An 18,732-nucleotide genomic window follows, 5' to 3' on the forward strand; every position below is an offset into this window, starting at 1 on the left:
CGTGGATTCAAGCGTCGCACCTCGCTGCCTGTTCGCGCCAGCCGGTTCGTGGTCCTGGGCGTGGACGCCTTCAGGCACTTCTGTGAGGATGAGCGAAAGCGTGCCGCCAACGAGCAGGCCGTCTCTCTTTTTGCCCCCCCACGGCGTGAACTGTTGAAGGAGAATCCTTGATGAGTGGCAAGGTGCTGGTCCTGCATGGCCCCAACCTCAATCTGCTGGGTACCCGAGAGCCCGAGATCTACGGCCACGAGACCCTGGCCGATATCGACAACGCGCTGCGCGAGCACGCCGTGCTTGAAGGCTGGGAGCTCGCCAGTCGCCAGAGCAATCACGAAGGTGAGCTGATCGACGCCATTCATGCCGCACGTCTCGATGGCACCGTCGCCATCATCATCAACCCTGCGGCCTATACCCACACCTCGGTGGCGATCCTCGATGCCCTGAACGCCTTCGACGGCACGGTGATCGAGGTGCACCTTTCAAACGTGCACAAGCGCGAGAGCTTCCGCCACCACTCCTACGTCTCGCTGCGTGCCGATGGCGTCATCGCCGGGCTCGGCAGTCAGGGCTACCACGCCGCCCTGGACGCAGTGATCAGGAAGGGGTGATCGGATAGGGCTGACGCCGGATCAGCGATCGCGCCCCCGAGTCAGCGCCAGGGTGATTCCGGCGGCGCTGATCAGCGCCGCGCCGATCCAGGTCTCCGGGCGTGGCACGTCGCCGAAGAAGATGAAGCCGAACAGCGCCGCCCAGACGATCTGCAGGTACAGAAAGGGCGAGACCAGCGAGGCCGGCGCGTAGCGCATGGCCAGGATGAGCGTGAGCTGACTGGCGGCGCCCATCAGGCCGACGAAGACAAACAGCGGTAGATCCCCCAATGCCACCGGGGTCCAGAAGGCCGGGACCACCGCCGAGCTGACCAGGGCGCCGGCAAGGCCCGCGTAGAACAGCGAAGTGAGCGGATGGTCCTCGCGCCCGAAACGTCGGGTAGACAGCTGGTAGAGCGCGAAACAGCCGGTCAGGCCGAACGGCAGAAGAATGGCCGGGTTGGCGCGCCAGTCCACCGGGCCTACGCAGATCACCACCCCACCGAAGCCCACCAGGATCGCCAGCCACTGGCGCCAGCCGACCCGCTCCTTGAGTAGCGGAATCGCCAGCAGGGTCACCAGCAGCGGCGAGCTGAAGTTGATGACGTAGACCTGCAGGATCGGCAGGGTGCGAAAGGCCAGGTAGGCGAAGGTGCTGGCCCCCAGCAGCAGCAGGCCACGAACGAACTGGCCGCCCAGGGATGACGTCTTCAGCATGGCCATGCCCGGCCCACGTCCCAGATAGACCAGGTAGCCGGTCAGCACCAGCATATGGCCAACGTAGCGCGCCCATACCACCTGCACCGGCGAGTAGTCCTGGGCCAGAGTCTTGACCCCGGTGTCGAGCATGCAGAACAAGAGCCCCGCCGCCAGCATGAAGGCAATGCCCTTCATCGGCCGGTCGCGGTTGAGGGCCTGTGGCGGCGTCAGGGACGTAGTGTCTGGTGTCGATGAAGGTGTGGACATGGCGGGCCGTTGGCGGTCGAAGCGGGACGGCGACATTCGGCGCCGACAAAAAAAGTAGCAAGCTAAATGATGCCTTTCATGGTACGTGAGCCAGCAGTCGGTCGCCAGCGAGTCAGCCAGGGTTGGGCATCAGGCCTCAGTCAGTTGTCGGCAGCGCAATGGTGTCAGCCAAGCAGCGGCATCAGACCGGTGTGTGACAGCGCCCACAGGACGACGCTAAGGGTCACGAAACTCGAGAGTCAGGTAGTGAGCTGACATCAAACCAGTGTCACTCGTCGGCAGCGCAACAGGTTCAGCCAAGCAGCGGCATCAGGCCGGTGTGTGACAGCGCCCACAGGACGATGCTAAGGGTCACGAAACTCGACAGCGTGCTTGCCATCAGGGCGGCGGCACCCACGCCCTCCATGCCGAAGCGCTGGGCGATCAGCGGGTAGATGCTGATCATCGGGCAGGCAGCGAAGATCATGGCGCCGGCGAAGATCAGGGGGGGCAAGGGCGCCAGGACGGCCTGGAACGCCAGCAGCATGCCCAGCACCAGCAGCGGGTGGAGTACCAGCTTGCCGAGCATGATCTGGCCCATGTCCTTGACCATGCCGCGGATCTTGAGGCCGTACAGGGTGCCGCCGATGACGAACAGCGCAGCGGGCCCGGCGGCGCCGGCCAGCAGCTCGATGGTGCGATCCAGCGTCGCCGGCAGGCGTATTCCCAGTGCCGCCAGTGCCAGCCCCAGGCTCAGCGAGATCAGGATCGGGTTGCGGGTTAGCCTGGTCAGGGTCTGGCGCAGGGCATCACCGGCGCGGGTGTCGCGCTGCTGACCGACCTCGGCCAGTACCAGTGCGCCGGGAATCACCAGCAGGATTTCGACCATCATGGTGTGGACCATGACGATACCCGCCGCCGCCTGACCCAGCGCCAGGGCAGCGATCGGGTAGGCGACAAAGCCGCTGTTGGAGGCGGACATGCCAAGGGCCTGGATGGCCCGCTCGGTGGGGGACTTCTTTTGGCGATTGCGCGGCAGCCACAGGCAGGCGACGAAGGTGGCCACGGAACCCAGGGCGTAGGCTGCCAGCAGCGGCAGGCTGATCACTTCGCCAAGCGAGTTGCGGGTCAGGGCGCCGAGGATCAGTGCCGGCAGCGCGGCGTACAGCACGAAGTTGGCGACACCGGAGAGCTGCACCGGCGATACTAGGTTCCAGCGCCGGGCCAGAAAGCCGACGCCGATCAGCAGAAAGATCGGTGTGGTGATGGAGAGTATCGCTAGCATTCAGGCCTCCCTGCCATTGTCATACTTCCCCATATGCGCCTGTCCCCGGTGCGCTCAGACAAGGACGATCAGCTCACGTTGGCACGAATCTGGCGAGCCTTGCCCTGGAGCAGCGGCAGGTAGCGCTCAAGCAAGGTGTCGTGGTCGATTCTGGCGGCATTGGTGCTGATATTGATCGCACCGATCAGCTCGCCGTTGGCGTCGAAGGCGGGTACTGCCAACGAACGCAGCCCAGAATCCAGCTCCTGATCGACGATGGCATAGCCCTGCTGACGAGCCTGGAGGATGGCGCGTTTGAGCTCAGCCTTGTCGGTGATCGTCTTGTCGGTGAAGCGCTCGAGGGTGGTGCGCTCGATAAAGGCATCCAGTTCGGCGTCGGTCTTCTGTGCCAGCAGCATGCGCCCCATCGAGGTGTAGGCGGCGGGCAGCCGCGTGCCCACCGACAGGGTGATGGCCATCAGCCGCTGGCGCGACGCCGAGCGCGCCACATAGGTGACCTCATCGCCGTCGAGCACTCCAAGAGAAGAGGATTCGCCGCTTTCGGTGGTGATGTCCTCGAGTACCTGCTGGATCAGGTGCTGATAATTGTTGGCGGACAGGAAGGCGTAGCCGAGCTTGAGCACCCGCGGCGCCAGCTCGAAGTGGCGATGGTCCTTGCGCACATAGCCCAGGGCATGCAGCGTCAGCAGAAAGCGTCTGGCGCGGGCACGGTTCATGCCGGTGCGCGTCGCCACCTCACTCAAGGTCATCCGAGGGTGGGCCTCGTCGAAGGCCAGAATGACGTCGAGGCCGCTGGCCAGGGCAGTGACGAAGTCGCGGTCATCCGGGCTCAGGGCGGCGTCGGCCGGTGCCGTATCCATCGAGGTGTCCTTTTTTCAGATTCGAGTGTCACTAAGATCTAGTGTTGCAGTGATCGAGCGCCACGACGTGAGAGCGTTGTACAGCCCGAGCGACGATGATAGCAGGGCAGCGTCCGGATACGGCCCCCGATGTCATGGCGGCAAGAAGACTTTCGTCTTCTGTGGGCGACGGTTTGCTCCCGTGTTGTCGATAATCTAGCATGCTTGTTCGAGGTGCGAACACCTGTGCGACTATTGGTGGAGCGGCCATGCTGTCGCCATCGCGTGTCCTTGTCGTTGCCTCCTAGCTGCTATCCCCTGGAACTCGCCCCGGTCGATACGCCCCATTCGCTCCCCAGAAGAAGAGGAACCTTGCCATGTCCGACGCCCTGCTGAGCCATCCATTCATGAGCCAGAGTGCCCTGGAAGCCTGTCGCGACGATGACCTGGTGGCCTCGATGCTGGCCTTCGAACTCGCCCTGGCGCGCGTCCAGGAAGGTGTCGGCGCACTGCCAGCGGGCAGCGCCGGGCGCATGGCGGCGGCGCTTGAGCATCATAACTTTGACACCGCGGCCATCGCCCGGGGTATCGCCAGCGGCGGCAACGCGGCGATCCCCTTCGTCAAGGCCGGACGAGCGGCGTTGCCGGACGAGCTCAAGGCGTGCTGGCACCAGGGGGCGACCAGCCAGGATGTGGTGGATTCGGCGCTGATGCACCTGCTGACGCCGCGCCTGGCGAGCCTGGAAGGCCTGCTCGAGCGCTGTCGCAACGCGGTTCTCGCGCTGATGCGTGAACACGAGCAGACGCCCATGGTCGGCCGTACCCTGATGCAGCAAGCGCTGCCGATGACCTTTGGGGTCAAGGCGGCCCAGTGGGGCATCGGGCTCGAGCGCGCGCGACGCCGGCTTGGGGATATCGCCGCCGAAGGACTGCCGGTGCAGTTCGGCGGTGCAGTGGGGGTGCACTCGGGCTGGGGGGAACAGGGGCTCGAGCTGATGCAGGCCTTGGCCGAGGAGCTTGGCCTGTCCTGCCCGGTACTGCCCTGGCATACCGACCGCCAGCCGATTCATGCCTTGCAGACCGCCCTGGACGCCGTCGCCGGGGCGCTGGAGAGCCTGGCGCTGGACGTCGCCCTGCTGACCCAGACCGAGGTTGGCGAAGTCAGCGAGCCGAGCGCCCCTGGCATGGGCGAATCTTCATCGATGCCGCACAAGCGCAATCCGGTACGCTGCGCCCTGATTCGCGGCGCGTCGCGCAGAGTGCACGGCCACACCACGGTGATCGTCGGTGCCGTGGCCCAGCCGCTGGAACGAGGCCTCGGCGAGTGGCACGCCGAGTGGGCACCGCTCAGCGAATCGGTGCTGCTGGTGGAAGGGGCGCTGGAGCAGACGGCAACCCTGCTGGAGGGACTCGAAGTACATCCTGAGCGCATGGCCGCCAACCTGGCGTTGACCGGCGGCGCGATCATGGCCGAGCCGGTGGCGCGCCTGCTGACACCCCACCTCGGCAGCGACAGGGCCAAGGCGCTGGCGGCCGAGGCTGCCGAGACCGCGCGCCGCCAGGGGCGTCCTTATCACGAGGTCTTGCACGAGGTGCTGAAGGCGGAGGCGGGCGAGCCATCCACCGCAGAGCAGAGCAGTGAGGCTCCCCGGCAGCCCCTCGATATCAGTGTCGAGCAGCTCAAGGCCGCCACCGATCCGGCGTTATACATTGGTAGCAGTCGACAACAGGTCAGCAAGGCCAGGGAGTGGCTGGAGCAACGCTAACACGTTGATTGATAGGTAGAAGAACGAGAAGGGGCGGGAGCGGCGTATGCCGTTCCCGCCCTTTTTGCGTTTGACGGCCCTGACGATCGGCAGTAACTTGTTCGTATAACAAACCTACGTTCACATAGCGAACAAGACTGTTCTGTCCACCGCATTGGTTCATCGTTAACAGAGGCAACCCACATGGCCGAGATCCTGAGTCTTGACGAAGCGGTAAGGCGCTACGTCCATGACGGCGCCACCGTCGCCATGGAAGGCTTTACCCACCTGATTCCTTTCGCCGCCGGGCATGAGGTCATTCGCCAGCGTAGGCGCGACCTCACCCTGATCCGGATGACCCCGGACCTGATCTACGACCAGTTGATCGGTGCCGGCTGCGTGAAGAAGGTGATCTTTTCCTGGGGGGGCAACCCTGGCGTCGGCTCGCTCCATCGCCTGCGTGATGCGGTGGAAAAGGGCTGGCCCCACAAGGTCGAGATTCTCGAGCACAGCCACGCCGCCATGGCCTGCGCCTTCGAGGCTGGCGCCGCCGGATTGCCGCTGGCGGTGCTGCGCGGCTACGTCGGCAGCGAGCTGCCCAACGTCAATGACCAGATCAAGTTCATCGAGTGCCCCTTCACCGGCGAGCGCCTGGCGGCGGTGCCCTCGGTGCGCCCGGACGTCTCCATCGTTCACGCCCAGAAGGCCGACCGTGCCGGCAATGTGCTGGTCGAGGGCATCATCGGGGTGCAGAAGGAAGCGGTGCTGGCAGCCAGCCGCGCCATCGTCACCGTCGAGGAGATCGTCGATGACCTGGACACCCACCCCAACGCCTGTGTGATCCCAGGCTGGGCCATCGACGCCATCGCCGTGGCCGAAAAGGGCTCGCTGCCGTCCTACGCCCACGGCTACTACCCGCGTGACAACCGCTTCTACAAGGAGTGGGACGCCATCGCCCGCGACCGTGACGCCTTCACCCGCTGGATCGACGACAACATCATGAACACCGCGGAGGACGCCCGATGAGCACCGCAATCGACTACAGCGCCAGCGAGATGATGACGGTCACCGCCGCCCGGGCGCTGGAAAACGGCATGACCTGTTTCGTCGGTATCGGCCTGCCGTCCGAGGCCGCCAACCTGGCGCGGCTGACCCATGCCCCCGAGGTGGTGCTGATCTACGAATCCGGCACCCTGCAGACCAGGCCGGACGTGCTGCCGCTGTCGATCGGCGATGGCGAGCTGTGCGAGTCGGCGCTGACCACGGTGTCGGTGCCGGAGATGTTTCGCTACTGGCTGCAGGGCGGAAAGGTCAGTGTGGGCTTTCTGGGAACCGCCCAGATCGATCGCTACGCCAACCTCAACACCACCCTGATCGGCGACTACACCGCACCCAAGGTACGCTTGCCCGGTGGCGGCGGGGCGCCGGAGATCGCTACCAACGCAGGTGAAGTGTTCATCACCCTGAAGCACTCGCCGCGGGCCTTCGTGCGTGACGTCGATTTCATCACCACCCTGGGCTTCGGCCGCGACGGCAAGGGACGCGACGGTGTACCCAATATCGGCAAGGGGCCGACTCGCGTGATCAGTGACCTGTGCGTGATGAAGCCGGACCCCGAGGATCGTGAACTGACGGTGGTCTCGCTGCATCCCGGCGTGACGCGCGAGCAGGTCCAGGAGGCCACCGGCTGGGACATTCGTTTCGCCGCCGAACTCGAGACCACGCCGGTCCCCAGTGCCCATGAGCTCGAAGTGCTGCGTGAGCTTAAGGCGCGCACCGATCGTGCCCACAGCGGCCAGTAAACCGCCCTCCCGCATATTCCCCCTTCCCCGACACACCCTGCGCTGGTGCGCAGGGTGCTCAAGGAGTCCGACATGACCGACGTCTTTCTCTGTCATCCCCGTCGCAGCGCCATCGGGCGCTTCGGTGGCACCCTGGCAAGCGTGCGTCCCGACGACCTGGCCGCCGACATCTTCAAGGCGGTGCTGGCCCAGGCGCCAGAGCTTGATCCCGGCGCCATCGAAGAGGTCTTCATGGGCTGTGCCAACCAGGCCGGCGAGGACAACCGCAACGTGGCGCGCATGTCGGCGCTGCTGGCGGGTCTGCCGACCTCGGTGCCCGGTACCACCATGAATCGTCTGTGCGGCTCCGGCATGGATGCGGTAGGCACCGCCATGCGCGCGATCAAGGCCGGCGAGATGGATCTGGCCCTGGCCGGCGGGGTGGAGTCGATGTCCCGGGCGCCTTACGTCATGGGCAAGGCGGAAGGCGCCTTCTCCCGGGGGCAGCAGATCGAGGACACGACCATCGGCTGGCGCTTCGTCAACCCGCTGATGAAGAAGCTTCACGATACCCACTCGATGCCCGAGACCGCCGAGAATGTAGCCGAACAGTTCGACATCTCCCGCGCCGATCAGGACGCCTTTGCCGTACGCTCCCAGCAAAAGGTCGCGCGGGCCCAGCAGGAGGGTCGCTTCGCCGAGGAAATCACCCCCATCGAGATCCCCCGGCGCAAGCAGCAGCCGCTGGTGTTCGACATCGACGAGCATCCTCGCGCCGGTACCACCCTGGAGAAGCTGGCCGCCCTGCCGACCCCCTTCAAGGACAATGGCAGTGTCACTGCCGGCAACGCCTCCGGGGTCAACGACGGCGCCTGTGCCATGCTGGTCGCGAGCCAGGCGGCGGTGGAGCGCCATGGCCTGGTGCCGATGGCGCGTATCGTCGGCATGGCCACCGGCGGGGTGGAACCGCGCATCATGGGCTATGGCCCGGTCCCGGCGGTGCGCAGGCTGCTCGAGCGCAGCGGCGTTACGATCGATGAGATCGACGTGATCGAGCTCAACGAAGCCTTCGCCGCCCAGGCCCTGGCCTGTCTGCGCGACCTCGGCGTCGCCGACGATGATCCCCGGGTCAACCCCAACGGCGGGGCCATCGCCCTGGGCCATCCGCTCGGCATGTCCGGGGCGCGCCTGTTGATGACCGCCGCCCACGAGCTCAACAGGAGCGGCAAGCGCTACGCCTTGTGCACCATGTGTGTGGGCGTGGGCCAGGGCATCGCCACCCTGATCGAACGGGTATAGAGGAACAGGAGAGAGGTCATGGCATTTCTGAATATCGAAGGACGCAGTGTCGCGTATCGCCTGCTCGGCGCCGAGGCCAATCCTCTGGTAGTGCTGGCGCATCCGCTGGGCATGAGCCAGGCGGTGTGGGACGACGTCCTGCCGGTGCTGCTGCCACGCTACCGGGTGTTGACCTGGGACCTGCCCGGTCACGGCGCCAGCCAGGCCTGGGGCGACGGGCCGATCACTCCGGCCGAACTGGCGAAGGAAGCCATCGCCCTGGCCGACCACGCCGGCGCAGGCCGCTTCCACTTCGTCGGTACCTCCATCGGTGGCGTGGTGGGGCAGCAGCTGATCAGCGAGCACGGCGAGCGCCTGCTCTCCGCCGCCCTGACCAACACCGGGGCGGTGATCGGCACCAGCGAGCTATGGACCACCAGGGCCGAGCGTGTGCGGCGCGAGGGCCTGGCGGCGATGTCCGGCGAGATCGTGCCGCGCTGGTTCGCTGCCGCCTGCTTCGACGCCGAGCCGGCCCTAAAGGCGGGCTGGTGCACCCAGATGGGGCGCGGTGACGACGAGTCCTACGCGCTGCTCTGCGAAATGCTGGGGCGAGATACCTTCACCGGCAAGCTCTCCGGCAAGGGCGTCAAGGTGCAGCTGTTCGGTGGCAGCGAGGACCTGGCGACGCCACCGGCCACCCTGGAGGCCCTGGCGGCCGAGTGCGACGGCGCCCCGCTCGAGGTGCTCGAGGGCGTCGGTCACGTGCCTTCGGTAGAGGCGCCAAGCCGATTCGCCGAGAAGCTGCTGGCGGTGATGGCGGTGGACCTGGGCGATGTGGGCGCGGAGGGCGTCGATTATTCCACTGGCCTTGCGACCCGCAAGCAGGTGCTGGGCGAGGAACACGTGGCCCGCTCCACCCACAATGCCAACAGCCTGGACACTCCGTTTCAGCAGATGATCACACGGCTGGCCTGGGGCGAGCTGTGGTCCAACGACGACCTGACGAGACGCGAGCGCAGCATGATCACCACCGGCATTCTCGCCGCCCTGGGGCGCGAGGAGCTGACCCTGCACCTGAAGACCGCCCAGCGTATCGGCCTCAGCGAGGCGGAGCTGCGTCAGGTGCTGATGCACGTGGCCATCTATGCCGGCGTGCCGGCGGCCAATCATGCCTTTGCCCTGGCCAAGGAACTGGGCTGGGGGACGGTCGAGCCCTGAAGGTTCGTCGTCATGCGTTTGATGGAAGCCACTGAATGAAGGTGACGGGGAGCCCCATGTCTGGTGATGTCGGCCTGTGTCTGGCGGCTCCTTGTTCCTGCGTCAGCATCCCCGGCGCGAGCGTGCCTGACGCCGTCGTGAAACGGTGCGGACGTCAGTTCGCCGGCCCGCATCGGCAGACCTATCGTCAGTAGGACCCCGGTACCTGGCATCGCCTTCGAGCCTGCCTCTGTTTGCCTGCGGCATCTCGCTCCACTTGCAGGCCCACCGTTACTTCAAGGATGAGCTCGGGACCAATGTCGCCTGCCCGTCGTGGGGCTGCTCGTCTTGGTTTTCCCTATCTTAGCGTTTCGATAACAAGAGAGGACTCATGTCTACTCCCTGCATCATCTGTGTCGCCATCACTGGCAGCGTGGGCCGCAAGGAACATAATCCGGCCATTCCCGTGACCATCGAAGAGCAAGTCGAAAGCACCCAGGCGGCCTTCGAGGCGGGAGCCGCCATCGCCCATTGTCATGTGCGTAACGACGATCAGTCGCCCACGTCGGATCCGGAGAAGTTTGCCAGGCTGATGGAAGGCCTGAGGACCCATTGCCCGGGCATGATCATCCAGCTTTCCACCGGCGGTCGCTCCGGGGCCGGAGAGGCACGCGGCGGCATGCTACGCCTCAAGCCCGACATGGCAAGCCTCTCGGTGGGCTCCAATAACTTCCCCAACCGCGTCTACGAGAATCCGCCCCAGCTGGTGGAGTGGCTCGCCGACGAAATGCTCAAGTACGACGTCAAGCCCGAGATCGAAGCGTTCGATCTGTCGCATATCCATCAGGCGGTGGCTCTGTCGAAACAAGGCAAGCTCAAGGGGCCGCTTTACGTCCAGTTCGTCATGGGCGTCAAGAACGCCATGCCGGTGGACAAGCCCACCCTCGACTTCTACGTCGAAACGCTGAATCGGCTCGCACCGGACGCCCAGTGGTGCGGCGCCGGGATCGGGCCCAACCAGGCCCTGCTCAACGAGTGGTCGATCGCTGCGGGCGGGCATACCCGCACCGGGCTCGAGGATAACGTGCGCCTCGATCGTCATACCCTGGCTCCCTCCAATGCGGCCCTGGTCGAGCGCGTCGTGACCCTGTGCGAGAAGTACGAGCGGCCGGTGGCCACCTGGCAGCAGGCCCGACGGATGCTCGACCTGGCTGAATGATCGGGAGGCATCTTCAGCCTATGGAAGGCTGGCTCTCGGGCTGGAACATCCGCCATAGCTGGCGATGGCCGTCTGGGCTGCGTCCCCATCGGTTCGTCTGCTGCTGATCGAGAAGCGCCTGTATCGGGGGCTCAGGCTCCCTGAAGGGCATGCGCCGGCCCTTGCCAAGGAGCTGGGCTGGGGAAGCGGCGAATCATCGGCATGAGGGACATGGTTTGCCGCTTGGGGTAAAAGAGTGGTAAATAGCTGACTCACGGAGCACAGAATCCTCCAGGCAGGCAGCAAGGCTTCCTGGCCGTTGGTGACTTGCCATGCCATAGGTGGCAGGGCAACCCTGCTGCTCCATTCGTGGATCCTCGGTCAGTTGCTAGACTTGGCAAAAGGAGAAGGAGAGGATTCCGTCAGGCAGGGAGTGCCCGATGCATGCCCGTTTCGGCAGCAAGAGGTCAACTATTGATGTGGTTCAAGACGTTTGTGGCGATACTGCTCGGCACCCTGATGGCGAATACGGCGTCGGCAGAGTGGCGCTACACCCAGGCCCACCAGATGTTCGGCGACGCCCCGGCGGCGCGAGTCGATGATGGCAGCGGTCATTCTCTGGCACTGGTGTGCTGGAACGGTGTGCCCATGGTATCTGTGGCCGGTTATGCCTCCCAGATGGGCGCCGATCGGCGCAAGCCGCTGGAGGTGCTGGTGGACGGCATCGGGTATCGCCTGGAGTCACGCCACTCCCCCCACGACGGCGTGTGGTTCGCCCCGTCTCCCCTCGGTTTGACCAAGACCCTGCAAGGCGGCAACGTGGCGGTGGTCACACCCCAGGATACCCGTCCCTCACGCTTCCCGCTGAGTGGCGCCGACGAGCCCATCGAGCGCGTGCTGGCAGCCTGTCGCTAGCGCTGTCGGCGTGGTGGAGGCTGACGAGGTGCCACGCCACGGCGCCACGCTGGACACCCGTCACGTCGCCAGATCGCAGGCCACCATGCTCAATCATCGTATCAAGCTGCGCCATCTCAACGCCTTCATCGAGGTGTCGCGCAGCCGCAGCTTCGCCCGTGCCGCCGACGCCCTGGCGATCACCCAGCCGGGCATCTCCAAGGCCATCCGTGAACTCGAGGAGATCGTTGGCGCCAGCCTGTTCGAGCGTAGCGCCCAGGGCGTCAGTCTGACCCAGGCGGGACTCACCCTGTTGCGCCACGCGGGGCCTGCGCTGCGCGCCCTGGAAGAGGGCGTGGTGGCGCTGGCGGACGGCCATGGTGGGCAGCGTTGGCTCAGGGTCGGGGCGCTGTCGACGGTGGAATCGCGGCTGCTGCCGGCGGCGATTCAGCACTTCCAGGCCTCGCCGCTGGGCCAGGAGACCAGCGTGACCGTGACCACCGGCGCCAGCGCCTTTCTGCTGTCGCGGCTGGCGCTGGGTGAGCTCGACGTGGTGGTGGGGCGTATGACCGAAGCCCGCGAGATTCGTGACCTGGCCTTCGAACATCTCTACTACGAGTCGCTGCGGCTGGTGGTGCGCCGGGGGCATCCGCTGGCCACCGTCTCGCCCTGTCCTCCCGAGGTCCTGAGCGACTACCCCTGGGCCGTGCCTCCCCCTCAGACCACCTTGCGTCAGCGGGTCGACAGCTTCTGTGTGCGTCACGCCATCAGTTTGCCCGCGCCCTGTCTGGAGACCCTGTCGCTGCCGGTCAGCCGGCGCTTCACACTGGACACCGATGCCATCTGGGTGGCGCCCTTCGAGGCGGTGGCCGAGGATCTGGAAAGCGGCCAGCTGGTCGAGCTGGCACTGTCCTTCGAGCACCAGGGTGGCTCGGTAGGGCTGTGTACCAACACCTCTTTGAGCCCCAGCCTGGCGCTGGAAGGCTTCGCCGAGTCGCTGCGCCAGGCCGCCGCGGCAAGACCCCAGTAGCGGCGCCGAAATATCCGGAGGCGAAGCAGCAGGCCAGGACGTACTCGTTCCTGCGGTCCGACGCCCCGCCATCCGGTCATCATAACCCCTGGGTTATGACGACCGGCCAAGGTCTCAATTGGCAGCCCGGGTGTGGCTGGTCACACTGCAATCATCGCCTCGTGTCTCGAGGCGCGTGTGAACAACCAACAATCACGCCAGGACCTCTTCCCCCATGACCCTCAATCGGAACCTCAATCGTCGCTTCGTCGAGCGGGATCGCCAGTGGCACCCCGCCGCCTGTACCCCCGGCTACAAGACCTCGGTGCCGCGCTCTCCCTCCCAGGCGCTGGTCAGCCTGCAGACCCCCAGCGTGTCGGAACTCACCGGCCCCGAGTTTCGCCGCCTGCGCATGGGACCCCATGACAACGACCTGCTGTTGAACTTCCGCGATGCCGATAGCCCCGGTCTGCCGGTGGGGGAGCGGGTGATCATGTTCGGCCGGGTCGTCGACCAGTTCGGCAAGCCGGTGCCGCAGACTCTGGTGGAGATGTGGCAGGCCAATGCCGGTGGCCGCTATCGCCACAAGAAGGACAGCTATCTGGCCCCGCTGGACCCCAACTTCGGCGGCGTCGGGCGCTGTCTCACCGACGACGATGGCTGGTACCACTTCCGCACCATCAAACCCGGTCCCTATCCCTGGCCCAATGGCATCAACACCTGGCGCCCGGCGCACATTCATGTGAGCGTCATGGGCCCGGCCATCTCCACCCGGCTGATCACCCAGATGTACTTCGAGGGGGACCCGCTGATTCCGATCTGCCCCATCGTCCAGACCCTGAAGGACGAGGAGGCCGTGGGCACCATGATCGGTCGACTCGACATGGCCCGCTCGCGTCCCATGGACGCCCTGGCCTACCGCTTCGACCTGGTGGTGCGTGGCGAACTGCAGACCTATTTCGAGAATCAGTGAACAAGAACAGGAACAACAGGTGCCGTGGTGCCCGAGTCGGCCCACGGCAGCGAGGAGACCTCATGCAACAGCCAAACCTTACCCCCACCGCGAACCTGATGCTGCGCGAGACCGCGTCCCAGACCGCCGGCCCCTACGTGCACATCGGCCTGGCGCTGGCCGTCGCCGGCCTGCCCGAGCGCGACGAGGAGATCTGGAACGAACTGGCCAAGGATAACGCCGAAGGCGAGCGTATCGAGGTGGCGGGACGGGTCATCGACGGTAACGGCGACCTGGTCCGCGACGCCCTGCTGGAGGCCTGGCAGGCCGACACCAACGGTGACTATCAGACGGCGTTCGACCTCAAGGCGCCGTTCAACAGCTTCGGGCGTACCGCGACCACCGCCGAGGGCAACAGCGAGTGGCGCTTTGTCACCGTCAAGCCCGGCGCCATCGCTCGGCCCGACGGTCGCACCATGGCCCCGCACATCAACCTGACGATCTTCGCCCGGGGCGTGAACCTGCATCTGCAGACCCGGCTCTACTTCGATGACGAGCACAAAGCCAATGCCGGCTGCCCGGTGTTGGGTGCGATCGAGTCGCCGGCCCGGCGCCAGACGCTGATCGCCCGGCGTGAAGAGGGCGGGGAAGGCGGCCTGCCACGCTATCGTCTGGATATCGTGCTGCAGGGGGAGGGAGAGACGGTGTTCTTCGACTTCTGATCGCGTTCGCCTGACCACACGGACGTCGTGGCGTGAACCGCGGCGTCCGTGTCGTTATTTGCCCGCGTTTGCACCGACGCTTCCATGGCCTATGCTAGCGGTCTTTTCCGCCCTGGCTTCGAGGCACCTCCATGGATATCCACCGCATCAATCCCACCCCCCGCTGGTCCGACATCACCGTGTTCAATGGCATGGCCCACTTCGTCGAAGTCGCCGAGGCGGACACCCGCGCCGATATCACCGGCCAGGTGGAGCAGATCTTCGAACAGGCCGAGGAGTCGCTGGCCAAGGTGGCCAGCGACAAGACACGCATCATCTCGGTGACCATCTACCTGACCGACTTTGCCCACTTCGATGCCCTGAACGTCGCCTGGGAGGCCTGGTTCGAGCCCGGCACCGCCCCCAGCCGCGCCTGCGTCAAGGCCGAGCTTGCCAACCCCGAACTGCTGGTCGAGATGGCCTTCGTGGCAGCGGCGGGGGAAGAGTTTCGGTAACACCGCAGCGTTATCAACGCGCCGCAGGCAGGGCCCTGGCCCTGCCACCACTCGATATGTTTCACGGGTACTTGCCCGTCCGACGATTCTCCACCAGAACCTCGAGGATGGCGTTGGCCGCCTGCATGGTCGCGCTGGGCGTCTCTCCCCGGCGCCGGCTGCAGACGATCGGTGAAGTGATGTGCTTCTCCGCCAGGTACAGGTAGCGAATGCCATCGCGGTTCTGTCGCTTGACCTGCTCCGGCACCAGGGTGATGCCGAAGTCCGACACCACCAGGCCCAGCGCCGTCTGCATCTCGTTGGCCTCCTGCACCACCGTGACCTTGAGCCCTCGGCGGCGAAACAGCCCCAGCACCAGGTCGGCAAGGCTCGGGCGCGGGCTCGCCGGGTACAGCACCAGCGGGTAGCGGGCGAGCTCCTCCATGGTCGGGGTGGTGCCCACCAGCGGGTGGCCCTCCGGCACCGCCGCCATCATCGGTTCCTCGAACAGCACCTCCTGTTCCACGTCGGGATCGTCGATCCTCAGGCGTCCGAAGCCGATATCGATACGTCCTGCCTTTAGCGCCTGCACCTGCTCCACCGTGGTCAATTCGGCCAGGGTCAGCTCCACCTCGTCCTTTTGTCGCAACTCGCGCACCAGCAGCGGCAGCTGCCCGTAAAACAGCGAAGGCACAAAGCCGATACCGAACATTTCCTTGTGGCTTCGAGACATACGGCGTACCGCCGCCACCGTGGTATCCAGCTTCTCGAGCATCTGCAGGGCATGCTCATGGAAGAACTTGCCGGTGGGCGTCAGGGTCAGCCCTCGGGGACCGCGAATGAATAACTGGGCCCCCAGTTCTTCCTCCAACTGATTGATCTGCCGGGTCAAAGGGGGCTGCGCCATATGCAGCCTGGCGGCCGCCCGGGTGATGTTCAGCTCTTCCGCTGCGGCACAGAAATAGCGCAGGTGTCGAAGCTCCATGATACCTCCAGGGTATTGCGATCTACCCAGACCATATTGGTTGTGCCCCTCAAAGACAATCACACTGCACTCAATCGCCGGATCAAGCGCCTTTCCGCGGTAGTTCTCTTCCGATGTCGATGGCAGTGGTGCTTCGCAGCGTAAGAGAAATCTTACCAAGGTATGGCTTGATCGCTTACGAGTCGCCGAGGCTTTGCAGCGCTTGCGGCTTTCCTCATCACCCAGATCGTCACCCAGATCGCCAGCCCGTGGATGACAACGAGCTGATGGTAATCGCCGGAGCCACCATGACCGCCCTGATCGAAAGCGTCGAGACCCTGCTGGTCGACCTGCCCACCATCCGACCGCACAAGCTGTCGATGGCCACCATGGCCACCCAGACGCTGGTGATCGTACGCCTCAAGTGCGCAGACGGTATCGAAGGCATCGGCGAGGCCACCACCATCGGCGGCCTGGCCTATGGCCCGGAAAGCCCGGAGAGCATGAAGGTCAACATCGACACCTACCTGGCGCCGGCGCTGGTCGGCCTGGCGGCGGACAACGTCAACCTCGCCATGGCCCGGCTCGACAAGCTGGCCAAGGGTAACGTCATCGCCAAGTCGGCGCTCGAGACCGCGCTGCTGGATGCCCAGGGCAAGCGTCTCGGCGTGCCCCTGGCGACACTGCTGGGCGGCGCCCGCCACGATCACCTGCCGGTGCTGTGGACGCTGGCCAGTGGCGATACCGACAAGGATATCGAGGAGGCCAGAAAGCGGCTGGAGCAGCGTCGCCATCGTGACTTCAAGCTCAAGATCGGCGCCAACGAGGTGGATCACGACGTGCGCCACGTTGCCGCCATCAAGGCCGCCCTGGGGGATCGCGCCAGCGTCAGGGTCGACGTCAACCAGGCCTGGGACGAAGCCACCGCGGTGCGCGCCATCGCCGCCCTCGAGGAGGCCGGGGTCGACCTGATCGAGCAACCCATTCCGGCTCACGAGCGGGCAGGACTGGCGCGGCTGGCCAATCGCTTCGAGGTCACCATGCTGGCCGACGAAGGCGTCCAGGACCTGCGCTGCGGGCTGGCGCTGATCGAGTCCGGCTTCAGCGGCGCCTTCGCCCTGAAGATCGCCAAGAGCGCCGGGCCGCGCGGCGCGCTGCGCCTGGCACATCTGGCCGACGCCGGGGGCATTGGCCTCTACGGCGGCACCATGCTCGAGGGCACCATCGGTACCGCCGCTTCCCTGCACGCCTGGGCGACCCTGCCCGAGATGGCCTGGGGCACCGAGATGTTCGGCCCCTTGCTGTTGACCGATGACATCGTCACCACCCCCCTGCGCTATGACGACTTTGGCGTGGCGCTGCCGCAAGGCCCGGGACTCGGGCTCGAACTGGATCACGACAAGCTGCGCGAGTACGCGCGCAGCTAAGCGACATCGCCATCAGACCGGCCGCGCGAGCCTCCAGGGCTGCATCGACGGCCCCCGATCGAGAGGAGAACGAAGATGCTGTTTCAGGTGGAAATGACCGTCAAGCTGCCGCCGGATATGGCGCCGGAGCGCGCCGCCGAGATCAAGGCCCGCGAGAAGGACTACGCCCAGGAGCTGCAGCGCTCCGGCAAGTGGCGCCATCTGTGGCGGGTGGCCGGCAGCTATTCCAACGTCAGCGTGTTCGACGTGGCCGACAACGCCGAGCTGCAGGAGCTGGTATCGAACCTGCCGCTGTTTCCCTACATGGAGATCCGCGTCAAGCCGCTGTGCCGCCACCCGTCCTCGATCCGCGATGACGACAGCTAGGGCCTGCCCCTGGCCAGCCAGACGTCGGGGCAGAGCGAATCGCCAGGCCCCGGCCAGTACCGCCAACAACGATAACGACAAGTACGCCACACCTGAGGACCGCCAGATGAACAGTCTCAATCCCACCACCAAGTCAGTGCGCATCTTCGACACCCCGGAGGTACAGGACTTCCTCAATACCGTCGCCGGCTTCGACAAGACCGAAGGCAACGAGCGGGCCAAGGAAATCCTGCATCGTCTGCTGTCGGACCTGTACAAGCTGATCGATGACTTCGACGTCACCCCGGAAGAATTCTGGCAGGGCGTCAGCGTGCTCAACGCGCTCGGCGCCGAGACCCAGTACGGCCTGCTGGCCCCGGGTCTGGGCTTCGATCATTACCTCGACATGCGCATGGACGCCGAGGACGCCGCCCGCGGCCTTGCCGGCGGTACCCCGCGCACCATCGAGGGGCCCCTGTACGTCGCCGGTGCCCCGGAGTCCGAGGGCGAGGCGCGCCTGGACGACGGCTCGGACACCGACGCCGAGGCAATGTGGCTGACCGGTCAGGTACGCGATACCCAGGGCCAGCCGATCTCACGGGCCAAGGTCGAGATCTGGCACGCCGACAGCAAGGGCAACTACAGCTTCTTCGACCCGTCCCAGGCCGACTTCCACCTGCGTCGTACCATCTACACCGACGCCGATGGCCGCTATCGCGCGCGCAGCATCATCCCCTCCGGCTACGGTTGCCCCCCGGACAGCCCGACCCAGCAGGTGCTGGACCTGCTCGGTCGTCATGGCCAGCGACCAGCGCATATCCACTTCTTTATCTCGGCGCCCGGGTACAAGCACCTGACCACCCAGATCAACCTCGCCGGCGACCCCTACACCTACGACGACTTCGCCTTCGCCACCCGCGAGGAGCTGGTGGTGGACGCCAGGCGCATCGAGGACGCCAGCGAGGCCAGCGATCGCGGCCTCGAGGGGCCCTTCACCGAGGTGGTGTTCGACATCGAGCTTGCCGCCACCAGCGAGACCGAGCTGCAGCAGCGCCACAAGCGCCCCCGCGCCCTCGAGGACGGCTGAGCCG

19 protein-coding genes are annotated in these 18,732 nt (G+C 65.7%); 15 read left to right on the forward strand and 4 right to left on the reverse strand.

Annotation, left to right across the window (positions count from 1 at the left end; translation table 11 throughout):
• Positions 1-167: 167 nt before the first annotated feature.
• On the forward strand, positions 168-608 hold the full coding sequence (aroQ, locus tag NFH98_RS02100; RefSeq protein WP_108131164.1) for a type II 3-dehydroquinate dehydratase: 441 nt from the start codon (positions 168-170) through the stop codon (positions 606-608).
• A 21-nt stretch (positions 609-629) separates the two neighbouring features.
• On the opposite strand, the gene NFH98_RS02105 is transcribed toward aroQ, so the two are convergent.
• From NFH98_RS02105 to NFH98_RS02115, 3 genes are all read right to left on the reverse strand, one after another.
• The gene (locus NFH98_RS02105) at positions 630-1,481 is read right to left on the reverse strand and encodes a DMT family transporter (protein ID WP_349622151.1); all 852 of its coding nucleotides are present in this window, start codon (positions 1,479-1,481) and stop codon (positions 630-632) included.
• Between the two features lie 364 nt (positions 1,482-1,845).
• On the reverse strand, positions 1,846-2,817 hold the full coding sequence (locus NFH98_RS02110; protein WP_124804974.1) for an AEC family transporter: 972 nt from the start codon (positions 2,815-2,817) through the stop codon (positions 1,846-1,848).
• 68 nt (positions 2,818-2,885) lie between these two features.
• Complete coding sequence (locus NFH98_RS02115) at positions 2,886-3,677, reverse strand: IclR family transcriptional regulator domain-containing protein (protein WP_349622152.1); 792 nt, start codon at positions 3,675-3,677, stop codon at positions 2,886-2,888.
• A gap of 356 nt (positions 3,678-4,033) precedes the next feature.
• Between NFH98_RS02115 and NFH98_RS02120 the strand changes: the two genes are divergently transcribed.
• The 11 genes from NFH98_RS02120 (at position 4,034) to NFH98_RS02170 (ending at position 14,926) form a co-directional block, all read left to right on the forward strand.
• Positions 4,034-5,422 carry a class-II fumarase/aspartase family protein gene (locus tag NFH98_RS02120; protein WP_349622153.1) on the forward strand — a complete coding sequence of 463 codons (1,389 nt, stop codon included), beginning with the start codon at positions 4,034-4,036 and terminating at the stop codon, positions 5,420-5,422.
• Between the two features lie 183 nt (positions 5,423-5,605).
• Positions 5,606-6,427: a CoA transferase subunit A gene (locus tag NFH98_RS02125; protein WP_108131168.1), complete on the forward strand. Its 822-nt coding sequence runs from the start codon at positions 5,606-5,608 to the stop codon at positions 6,425-6,427.
• Positions 6,424-7,203, forward strand: coding sequence for a CoA-transferase subunit beta (locus tag NFH98_RS02130; protein ID WP_108131169.1), 780 nt, complete (start codon positions 6,424-6,426; stop codon positions 7,201-7,203). The genes NFH98_RS02125 and NFH98_RS02130 overlap by 4 nt, the downstream gene beginning before the upstream one ends.
• Before the next feature lie 72 nt (positions 7,204-7,275).
• On the forward strand, positions 7,276-8,481 hold the full coding sequence (pcaF, locus tag NFH98_RS02135) for a 3-oxoadipyl-CoA thiolase (RefSeq protein ID WP_108131170.1): 1,206 nt from the start codon (positions 7,276-7,278) through the stop codon (positions 8,479-8,481).
• Between the two features lie 18 nt (positions 8,482-8,499).
• Positions 8,500-9,678: an alpha/beta fold hydrolase gene (locus NFH98_RS02140; protein WP_287163352.1), complete on the forward strand. Its 1,179-nt coding sequence runs from the start codon at positions 8,500-8,502 to the stop codon at positions 9,676-9,678.
• Between the two features lie 370 nt (positions 9,679-10,048).
• Positions 10,049-10,876, forward strand: a complete 828-nt coding sequence (locus NFH98_RS02145) for a 3-oxoadipate:acetyl-CoA acetyltransferase (protein ID WP_349622154.1) — start codon at positions 10,049-10,051, stop codon at positions 10,874-10,876.
• Positions 10,877-11,332: 456 nt separating this feature from the next.
• Positions 11,333-11,770, forward strand: coding sequence for a hypothetical protein (locus tag NFH98_RS02150; protein ID WP_045991427.1), 438 nt, complete (start codon positions 11,333-11,335; stop codon positions 11,768-11,770).
• Between the two features lie 28 nt (positions 11,771-11,798).
• Positions 11,799-12,779, forward strand: coding sequence for a pca operon transcription factor PcaQ (gene pcaQ, locus NFH98_RS02155; protein ID WP_349622155.1), 981 nt, complete (start codon positions 11,799-11,801; stop codon positions 12,777-12,779).
• A 214-nt stretch (positions 12,780-12,993) separates the two neighbouring features.
• A complete protein-coding gene (gene pcaH, locus NFH98_RS02160; protein ID WP_349622156.1) occupies positions 12,994-13,731 on the forward strand; it encodes a protocatechuate 3,4-dioxygenase subunit beta in 738 nt (245 codons plus the stop codon).
• A 62-nt stretch (positions 13,732-13,793) separates the two neighbouring features.
• Entirely contained in the window at positions 13,794-14,432 is a 639-nt protein-coding gene (gene pcaG / locus NFH98_RS02165; protein WP_349622157.1) for a protocatechuate 3,4-dioxygenase subunit alpha, read from the forward strand.
• Between the two features lie 131 nt (positions 14,433-14,563).
• Positions 14,564-14,926 (forward strand): RidA family protein, encoded by a 363-nt coding sequence (locus tag NFH98_RS02170; RefSeq protein WP_108131173.1) that lies wholly within the window; start codon positions 14,564-14,566, stop codon positions 14,924-14,926.
• Positions 14,927-14,987: 61 nt separating this feature from the next.
• Here NFH98_RS02170 and NFH98_RS02175 read toward each other — a convergent pair whose 3' ends face one another.
• Positions 14,988-15,890: a LysR family transcriptional regulator gene (locus NFH98_RS02175; protein WP_045991431.1), complete on the reverse strand. Its 903-nt coding sequence runs from the start codon at positions 15,888-15,890 to the stop codon at positions 14,988-14,990.
• 287 nt (positions 15,891-16,177) lie between these two features.
• On the opposite strand from NFH98_RS02175, the gene NFH98_RS02180 reads away from it, so the two are divergent.
• The 3 genes from NFH98_RS02180 to catA all read left to right on the forward strand — a co-directional run bounded on the left by NFH98_RS02180 (position 16,178) and on the right by catA (position 18,728).
• Positions 16,178-17,296, forward strand: coding sequence for a muconate/chloromuconate family cycloisomerase (locus NFH98_RS02180; RefSeq protein WP_124804967.1), 1,119 nt, complete (start codon positions 16,178-16,180; stop codon positions 17,294-17,296).
• 75 nt (positions 17,297-17,371) lie between these two features.
• Entirely contained in the window at positions 17,372-17,662 is a 291-nt protein-coding gene (gene catC, locus NFH98_RS02185; protein WP_045991433.1) for a muconolactone Delta-isomerase, read from the forward strand.
• 106 nt (positions 17,663-17,768) lie between these two features.
• Complete coding sequence (gene catA / locus NFH98_RS02190; RefSeq protein WP_108131175.1) at positions 17,769-18,728, forward strand: catechol 1,2-dioxygenase; 960 nt, start codon at positions 17,769-17,771, stop codon at positions 18,726-18,728.
• Positions 18,729-18,732 lie beyond the last annotated feature (4 nt).

It is taken from the genome of Halomonas sp. H33-56, assembly GCF_040147035.1.
GTDB classification, from domain to species: domain Bacteria; phylum Pseudomonadota; class Gammaproteobacteria; order Pseudomonadales; family Halomonadaceae; genus Halomonas; species Halomonas litopenaei.